This window comes from uncultured Aquimarina sp., assembly GCF_947500065.1.
Classification (GTDB): domain Bacteria; phylum Bacteroidota; class Bacteroidia; order Flavobacteriales; family Flavobacteriaceae; genus Aquimarina.
Map to the genome: position 1 here is coordinate 194,682 of NZ_CANMQT010000007.1, position 17,037 is coordinate 211,718.

Annotated in this window: 11 protein-coding genes; 9 read left to right on the forward strand and 2 right to left on the reverse strand. The window is 32.4% G+C overall.

Features of this window, described 5'->3' with window-relative positions:
* Nucleotides 1–56 precede the first annotated feature (56 nt).
* The gene (gene yidC, locus Q0975_RS19890) at nucleotides 57–1,940 is read left to right on the forward strand and encodes a membrane protein insertase YidC (RefSeq protein ID WP_299439900.1); all 1,884 of its coding nucleotides are present in this window, start codon (nucleotides 57–59) and stop codon (nucleotides 1,938–1,940) included.
* Nucleotides 1,941–2,008: 68 nt separating this feature from the next.
* Here yidC and Q0975_RS19895 read toward each other — a convergent pair whose 3' ends face one another.
* Nucleotides 2,009–2,998 (reverse strand): fasciclin domain-containing protein, encoded by a 990-nt coding sequence (locus Q0975_RS19895; RefSeq protein WP_299439902.1) that lies wholly within the window; start codon nucleotides 2,996–2,998, stop codon nucleotides 2,009–2,011.
* A 261-nt stretch (nucleotides 2,999–3,259) separates the two neighbouring features.
* Here Q0975_RS19895 and Q0975_RS19900 point away from each other — a divergent pair, with 261 nt between their 5' ends.
* From Q0975_RS19900 to Q0975_RS19915, 4 genes are all read left to right on the forward strand, one after another.
* The gene (locus Q0975_RS19900) at nucleotides 3,260–3,946 is read left to right on the forward strand and encodes a hypothetical protein (RefSeq protein WP_299439904.1); all 687 of its coding nucleotides are present in this window, start codon (nucleotides 3,260–3,262) and stop codon (nucleotides 3,944–3,946) included.
* Nucleotides 3,947–4,075: 129 nt separating this feature from the next.
* Entirely contained in the window at nucleotides 4,076–5,293 is a 1,218-nt protein-coding gene (gene mnmA, locus Q0975_RS19905) for a tRNA 2-thiouridine(34) synthase MnmA (RefSeq protein WP_299440019.1), read from the forward strand.
* A 29-nt stretch (nucleotides 5,294–5,322) separates the two neighbouring features.
* A complete protein-coding gene (locus Q0975_RS19910) occupies nucleotides 5,323–6,942 on the forward strand; it encodes a S8 family serine peptidase (RefSeq protein ID WP_299439906.1) in 1,620 nt (539 codons plus the stop codon).
* Entirely contained in the window at nucleotides 6,942–7,886 is a 945-nt protein-coding gene (locus tag Q0975_RS19915; protein ID WP_299439908.1) for a nitronate monooxygenase, read from the forward strand. Before Q0975_RS19910 ends, Q0975_RS19915 begins: the two co-directional genes overlap by 1 nt.
* Here Q0975_RS19915 and Q0975_RS19920 read toward each other — a convergent pair whose 3' ends face one another.
* Nucleotides 7,887–9,182 carry a nucleotide disphospho-sugar-binding domain-containing protein gene (locus tag Q0975_RS19920; RefSeq protein ID WP_299439910.1) on the reverse strand — a complete coding sequence of 432 codons (1,296 nt, stop codon included), beginning with the start codon at nucleotides 9,180–9,182 and terminating at the stop codon, nucleotides 7,887–7,889. It abuts the gene before it with no gap.
* Nucleotides 9,183–9,302: 120 nt separating this feature from the next.
* Between Q0975_RS19920 and mazG the strand changes: the two genes are divergently transcribed.
* The 4 genes from mazG to Q0975_RS19940 all read left to right on the forward strand — a co-directional run bounded on the left by mazG (nucleotide 9,303) and on the right by Q0975_RS19940 (nucleotide 17,037).
* Complete coding sequence (mazG, locus tag Q0975_RS19925) at nucleotides 9,303–10,076, forward strand: nucleoside triphosphate pyrophosphohydrolase (protein WP_299439912.1); 774 nt, start codon at nucleotides 9,303–9,305, stop codon at nucleotides 10,074–10,076.
* Between the two features lie 288 nt (nucleotides 10,077–10,364).
* Nucleotides 10,365–11,882: a helix-turn-helix transcriptional regulator gene (locus tag Q0975_RS19930; protein ID WP_299439914.1), complete on the forward strand. Its 1,518-nt coding sequence runs from the start codon at nucleotides 10,365–10,367 to the stop codon at nucleotides 11,880–11,882.
* Between the two features lie 351 nt (nucleotides 11,883–12,233).
* Nucleotides 12,234–13,751 carry a helix-turn-helix domain-containing protein gene (locus tag Q0975_RS19935; RefSeq protein ID WP_299439916.1) on the forward strand — a complete coding sequence of 506 codons (1,518 nt, stop codon included), beginning with the start codon at nucleotides 12,234–12,236 and terminating at the stop codon, nucleotides 13,749–13,751.
* A gap of 262 nt (nucleotides 13,752–14,013) precedes the next feature.
* Nucleotides 14,014–17,037 (forward strand): TonB-dependent receptor, encoded by a 3,024-nt coding sequence (locus Q0975_RS19940; protein ID WP_299439918.1) that lies wholly within the window; start codon nucleotides 14,014–14,016, stop codon nucleotides 17,035–17,037.

Sequence of the window (17,037 nt, forward strand, 5' to 3'; positions counted from 1 at the left end):
ATAATTTTAAAAAACCTTTGGGATAACCAGATCTTGGTTTTTTTATACACATATCAATGGAAGAAAAGAAATTTGACCTTAATACAGTAATTGGATTTGTACTGATATTTGGAATTTTTGCGTGGATGTTTTACATTAATAAACCTACACCAGAAGAGATTGAAGCAGAAAAAGCAAAGCAAGAGCAGGCAGAAACGGAACAGAAAGAAGATGAAGTTAAGACAACAGATTTTGTTACAAAAAGCGAAGCGATTACTGTAGATCCAAAAGATTCTTTGGCAATGGTAGCCGCACAATCTAAATTGGGAGTTGCTGCATACTCTGCAAGTCTACCTTCTGCAAAAGACCACGTTACAAAAATAGAAAACGAAGTCTTAAGCTTAAAAATTAATAACCGAGGAGGATATATTGAAGAAGCGTTACTTAAAAACTTCAAAACATATGATTCTGTTCCTTTATATTTAATTAAAGATGGTAAAAATGCTTCTTTCAATCTTAATTTTGGAACTACAGATAATAGAATTTTAAATACTAGAGATTTATTTTTTGAGCCAACGGTTACCAAAAATGGAGACAATACGGTCTTATCCATGAAATGGAAAGTATCTGAATCTAAATTCTTAGAATATAGATATGAATTGAAGCCTAATGATTATATGCTAGAATTCTCTATTAAGTCTCAAGGATTGCAACAAGTTTTTAATAGTGGTCAACAGATTAACTTAGATTGGAAATTACAAGCAATCAGACAAGCTAAGAGTGCTTCTTATGAAAACCGTTATACAGATATTCACTATGAATATGAAGGAGGAGATAAAGATGGGTATACTGGACAAGGAGAATTTGATGAAGATCAAGAAGAACAAGTAAACTGGATTGGGTTTAAACAACATTTCTTCACATCTGTTTTATTAACAGATACTCCATTTAAAACGGCTACACTTGCATCTAAAAACGTTGCTAATACTAGTGAGTTAGATGATAAAGATATAAAAGTAACAAAGGAGTTTGCTGCATCTGTGCCTTTGGAACTTCAAGGAGGAGAGTTGAATTATGATATGGATTGGTATTATGGTCCAACTGATTATAAGATTTTAAGTGCTTATGATCGTAATTTAGATGAAATTGTACCACTAGGATGGGGTATATTTGGAGTGATAAACAGATATATATTTATTCCATTTTTTGCATTTCTAAGTGGATTCCTTCCGTATGGGATAGCAATTGTTGTTATGACAGTAATTGTTCGTATTGTTTTATCGCCAGTTACATATAAGTCGTATGTTTCTCAGGCTAAAATGAAAATATTAAAGCCTGAAATCGCTGAGATTACGGAAAAATATAAGGACAATGCTATGAAAAAACAGCAGGAAACCATGGCCTTATACAGTAAGGCAGGTGCTAGTCCGATGAGTGGTTGTTTACCGGCATTTATGCAGATTCCTGTTTTTTATGCGCTGTTTAATTTCTTCCCTAGTGCCTTTGATCTGAGACAGAAGAGTTTCTTGTGGGCGGATGATTTATCTAGTTATGATACAATAGCTCAATTACCATTTGAGATTCCATTTTATGGTGATCACATTAGTTTGTTTCCAATTTTAGCTTCTATAGCCATATTTATTTATATGATGATGACTACAGGACAAACTATGCAACAGCAGCAACCTGGAATGCCTAATATGAAGTTTATTATGTATTTATCTCCATTGATGATGCTAGTTTTCTTTAATAATTATGCAAGTGGATTATCATTGTATTATTTTATTTCTAACTTGATTACAATCGGTATTATGTTGGTAATTAAAAACGTAATTATTGATGAAGATAAAATTCACGCTAAGATTCAGGAGAATAAGAAAAAACCTAAAAAACAAGGTAAGTTCCAGAAGAAGATGAAGGAATTAATGGAACAAGCAGAACAACAAAAAGGTAAAAAATAGTAGATATATATAAAATAAGAAAGCCCCGTTTACAATTTGTAAACGGGGCTTTCTATTTTTAGTTTATTTTATCTTCCTGAAATAATAACGACAGGAGTTAATAAAACTCCATCTATCATATGTATTACTCCGTTAGTAGCTTGTACATCAGAGGTAACTATTGTACCAACATTTGCAGGATCTGCTCCATCATTAACAGTTTTTGCAGTTGCATCAACATTAATTAGTCCCGATAGTGTAATAACACTGCCGTCGGTTAAATCAGCTTCTCTAGTATTTTCACTAGGAATAACATGAAGGTTTAAAGCAGACTCTAAAGTGCTCTCCTCAATATCGGCAGGAGTATTCCAATCCGTGTTAGTTGCTAGTAAAGCATCAAAAGCTGCGTTATTAGGAGCAAATACCGTAAAAGGACCATCTCCTTGCAATGTGGTAACATAATCAAAACTGTATGCTGTTAATCCTTCTACAAGTCTAGAGAAATTAGGATCTGCAGTAGCAAAAGTAGTTACGTCAGGTAACCCAATTACAGCATCTATTTTATGTATGATACCGTTTGATGCTGCAACATCAGGAGTTGTAACAGTGGCTACGCCGTTAAAAACCACTCCACTCGTGGTATTGTAGTACATACTGATTGTAGTTCCACCAGGACCAGCAGTAGATGAAGTTTCTGTATAACCCGCTCCATTATTAGTAAGCGTTGTAGAATTAACTTCTCCAGGAATTACATGATTTAATAACAATTGTTGTAATTCATCTGTTGGAATGGCAGCGATATCTGCATAATTATTAGCAGTAAGATAAGCTTGCATTGCTGTATCTGTTGGAGCTAATACGGTAAAAGGTCCGGTTCCGCTAAGAACCGATACTAAATCTCCATCAGCAGCAGCAAGAGCAGCTACCAATAATGATAAGTCAGTATCTGCTGTGGCCGTAATTACTATGTTATCAGTCGGAATAATAATGTTTCCATCGTCATCGCTACCACAGGATGAAACACCCAGTACTAATGCCGCAATAATTACAGCGTTGGTGATTTTTGAAATAATTTTCATGTTTTTGAGTTTTAAAAGTTATAATTTGTTCAGCTAAGCTAACGTTGTATAGAATTTATATATTTTTAATAATTCGTTAAACAAAAGTTAACAATGCTAGTTTTTAGTATAGCTTAATTATTTTTTTGGAAATTTTAATAAATTTTTTGTAGGATTTTTTTTGATAAAAATGATTTGAAATTTTCTTTTGACAGTATTTTTACTGAATATTGGTATACTTTTTGGATTATTAGATTATCTAGAAAAAAAATAAATTGAACCATGCAAAATAGATTTTTGTTTTTCGTTTTTGTTTGCAGCACCATAATCGGAAATGCTCAAGAGTTTAATGCTTTTGATGCTGATGGTAAACGTCATGGAAAATGGCAGAAGAAATATGAAAATAGTAATCAGATTCGGTACGAAGGAACTTTTGATCACGGAAAAGAAGTGGGTGAGTTTAAGTTCTATAAATCTAATAGTGGAAAATCACCGACTGCAATAAAAGTATTCTCTAATAAGACTGATAGCGTTAGCGTAAAATATTTTACCTCGAAAGGAAAAGTTATTAGTGCAGGAAATATGATTGGTAAAGAAAGGATAGGTTTATGGACCTATTACCATAAAGGTTCTTCTAAAATAATGATGACCGAAGAGTATAAATCAGGAAAACTTCATGGAGAACAAAAAACGTATTTTGAAAATGGTCAACTAACCGAAAAGATAATGTACGTAGAAGGTGAAAAACAAGGTAAACGTATTGTGTATTCCGAGAAAGGTATAATTATGAAGGAATTCACGTATGAGGATGATCAGTTGCATGGTATTACTAAATATTATGATGCTAATGGTAAAGTTAGAATAGAAGGTGATTACAAGAGAGACCGTAAAAATGGAGTTTGGAATTATTATGAAAATGGTAAATTATTGGAACAAAAACGATTTCCTTTAGGAAAAGGAGGTATGTAGTATCAATTTTTAGAATTGGCACATAGAAAAAACCTTAAAGCAATGCATATGCATTGCTTTTTTTATTTGTTATTTTTGCAAATAATTTGAAAATAGAAGTCATATCGTTTTTCTCTTTTTAATTTTATAATAGAGAATTATGTATACAAAATAGTAATAATGAAAAGAGTTATTGTAGGTTTATCGGGTGGAGTGGATTCTAGTGTAGCAGCATACCTATTAAAAGAACAAGGGTATGAAGTAATAGGTCTTTTTATGAAAAATTGGCATGATGATTCTGTAACTATCTCAGATGAATGTCCTTGGTTAGATGATAGTAATGATGCATTATTAGTTGCAGAAAAATTAGGAATTCCATTTCAAACAGTGGATCTGAGTGAAGAATATAAAGAACGTATCGTTGATTATATGTTTAATGAGTATGAAAGAGGAAGGACTCCTAATCCTGATGTTTTGTGTAATCGTGAAATCAAGTTTGATGTATTCTTAAAAATAGCATTATCGTTAGGAGCAGATTATGTTGCTACCGGGCATTATTGCCGAAAAGATACTGTTGTTAAAGAAGGCAAAGAAATACATCGTCTTTTGGCAGGAAAAGATCCTAACAAAGATCAATCATATTTTTTGTGTCAGTTATCACAGGATCAACTAGCAAAAACGCTTTTTCCTGTTGGAGAGTTATTAAAACCAGAAGTTAGAGAGATAGCTAAAGAGCAAGATCTTGTAACCGCAGATAAGAAAGATTCTCAAGGATTATGTTTTATTGGAAAAGTAAGATTACCAGAGTTTCTTCAGCAAAAATTGAAACCTATACAAGGAGATATTATTGAAATTCCATCTACAGAAGAGATGTATAAAAAGAGCATCCCGGATTTTAATTCCAAAAAACAGGAATTAGAATTCCTTTCTTCGAAATATAGATATGATGTTAATGATGGCAAAGTAGTAGGAAAGCATCAAGGAGCACATTATTTTACAAAAGGCCAAAGGAAAGGTCTGGGAGTTGGAGGAACACCTGAACCTTTATTTGTTATTGAAACGAATGTAGAAACGAATGTAATCTATACGGGGCAAGGTAAAAATCATCCTGGCTTATATAGAAAAGCACTTTTTATTAGCAACGAAGAATTACACTGGGTGCGTTCGGATCTAAAGCTTCATGTTGATGAAGAATTAAATGTTATGGCTAGAATACGATACAGACAATCTTTAGAAAAGGCGACTTTATATCAAATAGATTCTGGTTTATATGTAGTTTTCGAAAATCCTCAGAGTGCAATCACAGAAGGTCAGTTTGTTGCTTGGTATCTAAATGATGAATTAGTAGGGTCTGGAGTAATTTCGTAACTTGTGGGGGCTACTTAAATGCCTATATAATGAGAAAGAGAATTATTCTATTGTTTTTTTTTGTCACACAAATGGGAATTGCTCAAACTGAAGATGCCTGGGTGTATTTTGTTGATAAGGAAGATGTTGCATCCGCTATCGCTAATCCAATATCCATTCTTACTCAAGAAGCTATTGATCGAAAAAATCTTCATAATGTTGTGATTGATGAAAAAGATGTTCCTGTTAATGAAGCATACGTAACTCAGATTAAAAACGCTACAGGAGTAACAGTATTAGCAAAATCTAAATGGTTTAATTGTGTCTATGTTAGAGGTAGTCAAACAGATATTGCTAATCTGTTGAGTTTAGGTTTTGTTGACAGTATCGATTATGCAGATAACTCTTTGGATATCAGAAAATCAATAATTCATAAAAAAGACCTTACTCCTAAAAATAATAATAAGTTCGCTGTAAAAACTACATTTAATTATGGGAGTGCAGCGCAACAAATCCAGCAGTTAAATGCTAATTATCTTCATGAGCAAGATTTCACCGGAACAGGAATGACTATTGCTGTAATGGATTCTGGTTTTCCGGGAGTGAATACTATTGATGGATTTAAGCGTATTAGAGATGAAGGCAGATTATTAGATGGTTATGATTTTGTAAGGAGAGATGATAATGAGTTTGCTTTTTCTGGAAGCTCTCACGGAACTCAAACATTTAGTGATATTGCAGGCTTTATCGATGGACAATTTGTGGGGACCGCTCCAGATGCTAAGTATTATTTATTTATAACAGAAGATGCGGCTACAGAAGGACCAAAAGAAGAAGCATTATGGGTAGAAGCTGTAGAACGAGCAGATAGTTTAGGAGTACAGGTGATCAACACTTCTTTAGGGTATTCTAATGGTTTTGATAATCCGGCTTATGAATACAGTACGTCTGATATGGATGGACAAACAGCATTTATTTCCAGAGGAGCGAATATGGCTTTCGAAAAAGGAATGTTACTGGTCACTTCTGCAGGAAATTCGGGAAATAGTAGTTGGGGAATAATTACAGCTCCTGGTGATGCTCTAGGAACATTAACTGTTGGAGCGGTTAATAGCATCGGGAATTATGCATCCTTTAGTTCCAGAGGACCTACTGCTGATAATAGGGTGAAACCGGATGTTGTGGCTAAAGGGCTTGGAGCGGCAGTCATTCTATCTAATAATGTAGTGTCAACAAGTAGTGGTACGTCTTTCAGTTCTCCAATTATGGCTGGAGCAGTGGCTTGTTTATGGCAAGCTTTTCCTTCCATGACTAATGCAGAGATTATGCAATTGGTTAGAGAATCTGCATCTTTATATAATAACCCAACTATCCAACTGGGATATGGAATTCCTAATTTTAAGACAATACTCGAAAATTTATCTATAGATGAAAATTCAATAGAAGATTTTAGAGTGTATCCAAATCCTGTACATGATAGATTATTTTTTGATTTAATTACTAAAGAATCACTTAAAATTCGGATTTTTACAACTGAAGGAAAAATGGTGAAATCTGAAAGCTTAGAAAATGTAAACTATATTTCTCTAAACGATTTGTCAAATGGCTTATACCTTGTAGAGTTGATTTCAGATACTTCACGTTATACATTGAAGATATCAAAATACTAATGAATAAAGTCAAAGAGCTTTTTAAAATTCAATATCCTATCATTCAAGGTGGGATGATTTGGGCAAGTGGATGGAAACTTGCAAGTGCAGTCAGTAATTCAGGTGGTTTAGGGCTCATAGGAGCAGGATCGATGTATCCGGATGTGCTAAGAGAACATATTCAGAAATGTAAAAAAGCAACAGATAAACCTTTTGGTGTTAATGTTCCCATGCTATATCCTAATCTTCAAGAGATTATTGAAATTATTATTGAGGAAGGAGTAAAGATCGTTTTTACATCAGCAGGAAACCCTAAAACGTACACGCATTATCTTAAAGAAAAAGGAATTACCGTGGTTCATGTGGTTAGTAGCCTGAAATTTGCGCTAAAAGCTCAGGATGCAGGTGTGGATGCTGTAGTTGCAGAAGGTTTTGAAGCTGGTGGACATAATGGAAGAGACGAAACAACTACTTTGGCGTTAATACCTATAGTTAAAGAGAAAATAGATATACCGCTAATCGCTGCTGGCGGTATTGCCACAGGCGAATCGATGTTTGCGGTTATGGGATTAGGAGCTGATGGAGTTCAGATAGGTAGTAGATTTGTAGCAAGTGAAGAGGCTTCTTCTCATATGAATTTTAAAAAAATGGTTGTGGATGCTAAAGAAGGTGATACACACCTTACTCTAAAAGAGTTAGCTCCAGTACGAATGCTGAAGAATAAATTTTACCAGGATGTAGCCGAACTATATACTAAAAGCCCATCTATAGAAGAACTTAAAACCCTTCTTGGTCGCGCTCGTGCAAAACGAGGAATGTTTGAAGGTGATCTGGTAGAAGGTGAATTAGAAATTGGACAGGTATCTGGATTGATTCACGATATCAAACCTGTTTCAAAAATAGTAGAAGATTTAGTGACTGATTTTAATATCACCAGACTAAGGATGAGTGAAGTTAAGTTCTGATTAATTATTCTCTGGAGATAAAAGGTTCATAATGTATTTTTCACAAATATTTAATGTGTCATAGGAATTTAGTTCTTTCTGTACTTTTTTTACCTTGTTATAGAATATCTCGGAATTCAATATTTCGTTTACAGCATTTTGTAAAGAAATAGCTCTTGGTCTTTCAGTTTTTAAATCTATCCCTAAACTACAATAGTCAATACGAGCACAAATTTCATTTTTACCCTCGTTAATTCCAGCAGTAATCATTGGTACTCCATGTTTAAGGCTAATCATGCAACTTCCATATCCACCATTAGTAATGAAGATATCTGTTAATGGCATTACAGAATTATAGGAAATGAAATCTTCAATATGAATGTTTTTTTGAGGATATAATTTTCTTAAGTTTTCGGTGTCGTTATATCCAGTTGTAACCAAAATGATATAATCAGAGTCTTTAAATGCCTCTAATGTTGGTATTATAAGTTTTCTGTTATTTTTTTCCACCGTTCCTTGAGATACTAGAATAATCTTTTTAGATAAATTCAAAATGTTTTTCCAATCTTTATGTTCTTTCTTTTTGCTATTGGACCAAGTATCTAATGCCCCAACATATTTTATCGATTTAGGAGTAAAGTGTCTAGGGTAATCCATTTCGGGGATACCATTTTGTAAAAAAACAGAAGAATTTAATGGAGCAATGTCAAAAATATTATGATTCTCACTAGGTAGATTAAGGCTTTCTAATAATTGATTATATGCTTCTTTTGTTTCTCTAAATATCAATTTTTCTGCCATTAACTTTATGAAGTTTTGTTTTCGTTTACCTAAGAAATTAGTAGCTGGCTGATGCCCTAAACCATATTGAGGGATATCTGCTGCCGATAGCGCTAACGGAACAACGCCTATACCAACAACTGGAATGTTTAGCTTATCTTTTACTATAGTTCCCGGAAAAGTATTGTCAAAGACTAAAATATCAAAAGGGAAATATTGATGTAATTTCTTAACATCTTCATAATAATCTTTCATTCGATTTATGAATAAGTTAATAATGTCAAATTTGATATGTGATATTCCTTTTAATTTTTTACGTTCGGGATAAGCTTGATTCAATTCTGAAATTTTAATTTCTTTAGCTTTTTCGAAAGACATGTATGGAATCCCCATTTGCTTTAGTTTGTCTTTATAAGTTTTGCCGGTATACCATCTTACATCGTGTCCTTTCTCTTTGAGATGCATAGCTAATTGCGTCATTGGGTTAAAATGTCCGTCCGCAGGAATACAGGCAAAAAGAATTTTTATAGGAGACATATAGAATGTATATTGTTTTAAAGAAACCTCAAAGCTATACTTTTTTTGATAAAAATTACTTTTATAATCTAATTATAGGGGGCATCATATTATCCTTATTTTTGAAACAAAATTATAGCTATGAATTCTAGAGAGAATCAATTAAAGGCATTTGATCGATTACTTACCATAATGGATGAATTGCGAGAGCAATGCCCTTGGGATAAAAAGCAAACATTACAATCACTTCGGCATCTTACTATTGAGGAAACGTATGAACTAGGTGATGCTATTTTGGATAATGATCTTGATGAGGTAAAGAAAGAGCTTGGAGATTTGCTATTACATATTGTTTTTTATGCTAAAATAGGAAGTGAAACGGAAGATTTTGATATCGCCGATGTAGCTAATGAGATATGTGAAAAACTTATAAGTCGTCATCCGCATATTTATGGCGATGTAGAGGTTGCTGACGAAGAAGAAGTAAAACGAAACTGGGAAAACTTAAAATTAAAAGAAGGTAAAAATAGTGTCCTGGAAGGAGTCCCAAAATCTTTACCAGCTTTAGTAAAGGCTAGTAGGATACAAGACAAGGTTGCAGGAGTTGGATTTGATTGGGAAGAACCTCAACAAGTATTCGAAAAGTTAGAAGAAGAATTGGCAGAATTACAGCACGAAATTAAGAAGGAAGATACTGATAAGATAGAATCCGAATTTGGGGATGTATTGTTCTCTATGATCAATTATGCACGATTTTTAAATGTTAATCCTGAAGATGCATTAGAACGCACTAATAAGAAATTTATAAAACGATTTCAATATTTGGAACAAAAAGCAAAAGAAAAAAGTAAGAGTTTGAAGGATATGACGCTTGCGGAAATGGATGTGTTTTGGGAAGAAGCTAAGAAGTTATAGTGTAATACCATACCATACATTTTTAGGTTTCATTTTAACATAAAAATTATTGTTAAAATACTTGTTATAAGCTATTTTTTGTTTTTTTTCATGTTTAATGATTGTAGATTGTTTAGTTTTCGCAAGGTTTTTACGGTTATACCATATTTTTTTAAAAATATTTACCATCTGAAACACCTTGATTTTACTGGTTTTTTAGGTAAGATATTATCGGGAAATCCATTGTTGTGAGAAAATTAAGAAAAAGTTGTTGTAAATTAGGAAGTATAATTATTTAGTAATAATTGTGTGGCTAACTCAAAAAAAATAATATTAAATTCATTATTTAGTGCTTTTATTTTCTTATTTATTTCATCATCATTATATAGTAAATCCGATAAAATAAATAATATAAGTAATAAGGGCACCGATCTTAATGATGTCATAATTTCTGCAAAGAAATATTATGACAATAGCCGGTATGCTCTGGCTATAAAAAATTATGAAATGGCTTTAGAAGCAAAATCCAGTGATTCTATAGCTATATTTAAAAAGTTAGCATTTTCTTATGCTAAGAATAATCAACCAGACCTTGCGAGTGAATACATAAATAAATATGTGATTGCAAATCTCGATCCTTCTTTTGTGCGGCACAGTTATTTTGATGTAATTAGTGACTCCGAATCCTATCAATTATTAGTAGATAAGTACCTCAAACAAGTTGGACTATGGTCTATTTTCTGCTTTTATGTTGCATTTATAGGTTTTTTTATATCGATTGTTTTAAATTTTAGAGAAAAGTCGGATAAAGTAGCCAATCTACTGATGAGTGCCTTCATATTGATACATTCAGTTTTTATAATTCATATAGGTTTATATTTTTCTAACTATCAGTATTATTTGCCTCATATATTGTATATGTCCACATTGTTTTCATTTCTATATGGACCACTTATTTATTTTTATTTCAAAAGGGTTACTATAAATTATAGGTTTCAACGTTTGGATTTGTTGCATTTGATACCAACCATTTTATTATTCATATTAATGTTTCCAATTTATAACCTTCCTTCAAGTGAAAAATTAAGAATAATACTAAATGAAGAAAGACCTTATGTAAATCTAGTATCAATTTCTAAATTGATATCCTTATTGATCTATGGAGGTTTAGTTATAAAAATGTATTTAAATTCTATTAAAATCAATAAATACTTTTCCAAGATAGTATTTAACTGGCAGAGAAATATTGTTGTTTTTTGTTCGGTGTATATAATTTCCTATGGGATATATGCAATACTGATCGTAAAACATGTTTTTAGCGGCTTTTTATTTTATATTCAGATTGTATCCATGGCCTTACTGGTTTTATATGTGAGCTATACCGCTTTTGTTCAACCTAGCGTTTTTGGGACTTTAAGGTTGATTAAAAATAATATACTACCTGAAATTGATAAGTATAAGAAATCTGGTCTTACCGAAAGTTTATCGCTAGAGTTAAAAGAGAAGTTGCGATACCTTCTGGATGAAAAGAAAGTTTATAAACAAAACAATATTACCCTTCAGAAATTAGCGCAATATTTGGACACTACAAGACATAATACTTCTCAGATTATAAATGAACATTTTAATCTAAACTTTTTTGAATTGATTAATAAGTATAGAATTGAAGAAGCAAAAGAACTACTAAAAGCAGAAAAACATAAGAACTTTAATATTATTGATATTGCCTATGAAGTAGGTTTTAATAATAAAGTTACTTTTAATAAATCTTTTAAGAAGTACAATCAGATTACTCCATCAGAATACGTTAAATCTTTCGTAGCCTAATCTTTGGCTAAACTTATTTCCTTTCTGAAAACTACAAACGTATTTTCTCACATAATATTAACATAAGCTTTTGTGAATAAAATGGGATAAACTATAAGTTTTGTTAATTAACATATAGCTTATGTTAAGATTTATACGTTGAGAAATACAATTAATTTTCGTGATATTAGGTTGTGTTTATTTTAATTAAGTATCTGGTTGTTTGGGTTTTATGGTTTTGTTTTTGAGATAATTTGATTGTCATGAAATTGATATAATGGTGAAATATTATGCTAATTGTAAAGAAGTGGTTTTGATAGAAAATAAAAACATATCGTAAATTGCTGGATTAGGTATTTGTTTAACTTAATTATGTGGCTAACTCAATTAAACATTACCATAGGATTACTATTTAGGGCTTTACTTTTTTTAATTTCTTTATCTGTTAATGCTTCACAAGAAGAAGGATTAGGTTCGAAGAATAATAAGCCAAAGATTGATAGTTTGTTTTATTCTGCGGAAGATAATTTTCAGAATGAGCAATATCTTATGGTCATTTCGGAATGTAAAAAAGCATTAAAAATTGGAACTATTGATTCGTCACTGGTTTACAAGAAAATGGCGTTTGCCTATACTAAATTAAATCAACCAGAACTCGCTTGTGAGTATATAGAGAAATATATAAGAAAAAGTCTAGATGTTAATTTTATTGGGCATAGCTATTTTAAAGAAATAAGCTATTCTAAAGCCTACCAGGCGTTATCAGATAAATACCTTAAAAAAATAAGTTTTTGGTCTTTGTTTTGTTTATATGTAGGGTTCATAGGTGTTTTTATATATACCATGTTGAATTTAAGAAAAGGACTCGATAAGGTCGCAAATTTCTTGATAAGTACTTTTTTGTTAATCCATTCTTTTTTTATTATTCGTGTTAGTATATTACTTACTAATTATGAATATTACTTACCTCATACATTATATTTATCGGCGTCATTTTCCTTTTTGTATGGACCTCTTATTTATTTTTATTTTAAAAGGGTAGCTTCAAAGTATCAATTTAAGTTATTGGATATATTTCATTTATTACCAACGGTCATTTTTCTGATTATTCTAATTCCGATTTATTCTTTACCTCCAGAGGAAAAATTAAGAATGATACTAAATAATGAGAGACCATACTTAAGTACAATCGTGATTTTTAAATTGATATCGTTAATAGGATACATAACTTTGATCATAATAATGTATTTTACTTCAATTCGAAATGATAAAAGTTTAGCCAAAAAAGAACGCAATTGGTTACGGAATATAGTAATCTTTTGTACTATTTATATTGTTTCTTACACCATTTATGCGGGCCTTATAAATCAATCTATTATAAGAGGCTTTTTATTTTATTTGCAGATTATTTCTATGTCTCTTTTGGTATTGTATATAAGTTATACTGCTTATTCTCGTTTAAATACTGTAGATAATTTAAAACAACTAAAAGATAAAACTAAAATAAAATTTAGCAAATATCGGAAATCAAACCTCACCCAAGGTTTATCAATAGAATTGAAAGAAAAATTATTGGAGCTTCTTGATCAGGAAAAAATTTATCTTCAAAATGATATCACCCTTCAAAAACTCGCAGATTATTTAGATACTACTCGTAATAATGCTTCTCAAATTATAAACGAACACTTTAATCTTAATTTTTTTGAATTAATTAATACCTATCGGATTCGGGAAGCAAAAGAAATTTTAAAGAAAGAAAAATCTAAAAATGTCAATATAATTGAAGTTGCTTATGCAGTTGGCTTTAATAATAAAGTAACATTTAATAGGTCTTTTAAGAAATATAATCACATCACTCCATCCGAATACGTGAAATCCCTCGTTGCTTGATTTTTTAACCGTTAAATTATATAATTTTTTAGGTAAACTTATGTAGGGTATACCCTCTATAAGCCTCTCCGTGTGTTTCTTTAACTCGATAATCATAAAGAAGGGAGGGTAGAATATGATTACATTATTCTACCTGTACTTTGTACTTTGTTCTTGTTCGAGTTTTATAAAATATATTGAGTTAGCCTTCATTTTATTCTAGCCTTCCTTCTTATGATTATACAAAAGCTATTTGATAATATAATCTAGAAAAAAATTATTTATGAGAGTACATCATTACAAATTGCTAATGTTCATGTTTTTGATATCTAGCATTGCATTTGCTCAACAAAAAACAATCACAGGTAATGTTACCGATGATAGTGGTTTACCATTGCCTGGTGTTAATGTATTAGTGAAAAACACTAATAATGGAACCCAAACGGATTTCGATGGTAATTATACGATTAATGCGCCAAGAGGAGCTGTTTTAACCTTCAGCTATGTAGGTTTTACTAACAAAGACATCGCAGTAGGTGATTCAGACACTATCAATGTGCAACTAGAAGCTTCAGCAGCGGAGTTAGAGGAAGTTGTGGTAGTTGCTTATGGATCGCAGGCTAAAAAGAAATTAGTAACCAGTATTAGTACAGTTTCAAATGCTGATATTGCAGATATTATTGCAGATTCTCCCCAGAATATATTGCAAGGGCAAGCATCTGGGGTTCAGGTGTTTTCTAGCTCTGGAGGTCTGGGCTCTGCTCCTACAATTAATATCAGGGGTACTAGTTCTATAGGAAGTAATACTAGACCGTTGTTCGTTGTTGATGGAGTAACTCTAGGAGACAGTTTTACCACTTTTAATCAAGGTTCTGGAGCAGGTATTAATCCTTTGGCTAATATAAATCCAAATGATATTGAGAGCATATCTGTTCTAAAATCGGCAGCAGCTGCAGCGTTGTATGGTTCTCGTGGAGGGAATGGGGTTGTATTAATTACTACCAAACGTGGAAATAAAAATGGAAAAGTGACGGTTGACATAGATGTAAACACTTCGTTTGCTAGAATAACCGATACACCAAATTTATTAAATGCTCAGCAATACATTGACTTCACAACACTCGTAAGAAATGGTTCTGCAGTATCAGCAAATCCACTAACTAGCGCAGGAGGGGAGTTTGATGCATTAGATGCTATTTTGAGAACCGCTGTAAGCCAGTCCTATAATTTTAGTATAAGAGGAGGTAATGAAAACACAAACTATTTTATCGGAGCTACACGTGAAGATCAAGAAGGTATAAGAATAGGTGATAACCTTGAGAGAACTAGCTTTAGATCTAATATACAGGTTAAAGCCACTGATTGGTTAACAGCGACCTTAAATGCTAGTATATCAAATAATCGATTTGATAGAGTCCCTAATGAAAATAGTTTTGCTTCACCATATACCATTGCTTTACTGCAACGACCAGATGTGGTACCATTTGATGATCAAGGCAATTTTACTACAACTGGCAATGTTGGTGGAGGTAATGTGATAGCTCAAGAAGCATTAAATCTTAACTTAGCTACGACCACCCGTATTGTTGGAAATGGTTCTTTAGATTTCAATTTATCTTCTCTAATAGATGGTTTAGGTTTTAAACAAGATATAGGAATTGATAGAACGTTTACGGAAAATCAAACAAGAAATGTTGACCTATTAGTTGAAGACGGATCAGCAGCCAATTCTGTGTTTCAACAAAATAGATATATTCTTAACAGTTTATTATCGTATAATAAAACTTTTGGTGATGCACACAATTTAAGTCTTTTGGCAGGATACTCCTTTGAGGACAATCAATTTAGGAATGTTCAAGTATCAGGTACAGGATTTTTATCCGATGCACAACAAAATGTCGAGTCGGCTTCAACATTTCCTCTTACCTCTTCAAGCGGTGATGCAAATAGACTAGTATCTTATTTAGGTAGAGCGTCATATGATTATGCAGATGGTAGATATATTCTTGAAGGCTCCATAAGAAGAGATGGTTCTTCTAGATTTGGTGCCAATAATAGATTTGGAACATTCTGGTCAGCAGCAGTAGGATGGAATATATCTGATGAAGCGTTTATGCAGAATGTAGACTGGGTTCAAGGACTAAAACTAAATGCAAGTTATGGTACGACTGGAAATGATCGTATTGGTAATTTCGCATCCTTAGGGACTTTTGAAGGAAATAATTATAATGGTGAGCCTGGACTTACACCTTTCAGATTACCAAATCCTGATTTACAATGGGAAAGTACTACAACTCGGGATATTGGGTTAACCGCTTCTTTTTTCAATAGAAGGTTAAGTTTTAATGTAGAATATTATAAAAACGTGACAGACGATTTAATTTTATTTGTTCCTGTAGATCCAACATTTAACAATGGACTTAATGGAGTAAACCGAAACATAGGAGAATTAGAAAACACTGGTTTTGATGTAACTATAGATGCTGTGATTTTGAATGGTGCAAACGACGGCCTTAAATGGACTTCAAGTTTAAATCTTGGAATTAATGAAAATGAAGTAACAAATCTCCCTGAAGGATCGAGCGTAGATGAGCTTGGAAATAGATTTGTTGAACGTACGGGTGGATCTCTAGCATTTTCAGGACAGAGAGCTATAGAAGGTTTCTCTGCAAATTCTTGGTATTTAATACCATATATAGGAGTTAACCCTCAGACAGGTGATGCAGAATGGTTAGGTGCTGACGGCAATCCAACGACAACTCCAGTAGCTGCCGATAGACGTATAGTAGGTCAAGCAAATCCCGATGTAATCGGAGGATTTAGTAATGTATTTACATATAAAAACTGGTCATTAAATACATTATTCAATTTTTCTATTGGTAATGATGTATTACTAACTTCTAGAGAATTTACTGAAAACCCAATAAGCGGGTTTAATAAATCAGATAGAGTTTTAAATATATGGCAGCAACCTGGAGATCAAGCTTTTATACCAAGTCCTGATAGTCCAACCATAAATACTTTTAATCAAAGCTCAAGTGCACAACTCGAGGATGGGTCTTTCGTAAGATTAAAAAATGTGACTTTATCTTACACACTTTCTCAGCAACATTTAGAGAAAATTTTTATTAATAAAGTAAGATTATATGCTACGGCTACAAATCTATTGACCTTTAAAAGTGATGGATTAGATGGATATGATCCTGAATTGTCCAATGGTGCTGATGGTAATGATGCGGCAGGCCAAGATTTCTTTACTTTACCGCAAGCATCAACATATACTTTTGGAATTAATCTTTCTTTCTAA

What these genes read in the sequence shown, in the direction of transcription:
- Q0975_RS19940 (WP_299439918.1), top strand. Translation starts at nt 14,014, where the DNA reads ATGAGAGTACATCATTACAAATTGCTAATGTTCATGTTTTTGATATCT.
- Q0975_RS19910 (WP_299439906.1), top strand. Translation starts at nt 5,323, where the DNA reads ATGAGAAAGAGAATTATTCTATTGTTTTTTTTTGTCACACAAATGGGA.
- Q0975_RS19915 (WP_299439908.1), top strand. Translation starts at nt 6,942, where the DNA reads ATGAATAAAGTCAAAGAGCTTTTTAAAATTCAATATCCTATCATTCAA.
- Q0975_RS19935 (WP_299439916.1), top strand. Translation starts at nt 12,234, where the DNA reads ATGTGGCTAACTCAATTAAACATTACCATAGGATTACTATTTAGGGCT.
- yidC (WP_299439900.1), top strand. Translation starts at nt 57, where the DNA reads ATGGAAGAAAAGAAATTTGACCTTAATACAGTAATTGGATTTGTACTG.
- Q0975_RS19895 (WP_299439902.1), bottom strand. Translation starts at nt 2,998, where the DNA reads ATGAAAATTATTTCAAAAATCACCAACGCTGTAATTATTGCGGCATTA.
- Q0975_RS19920 (WP_299439910.1), bottom strand. Translation starts at nt 9,182, where the DNA reads ATGTCTCCTATAAAAATTCTTTTTGCCTGTATTCCTGCGGACGGACAT.
- mazG (WP_299439912.1), top strand. Translation starts at nt 9,303, where the DNA reads ATGAATTCTAGAGAGAATCAATTAAAGGCATTTGATCGATTACTTACC.
- Q0975_RS19900 (WP_299439904.1), top strand. Translation starts at nt 3,260, where the DNA reads ATGCAAAATAGATTTTTGTTTTTCGTTTTTGTTTGCAGCACCATAATC.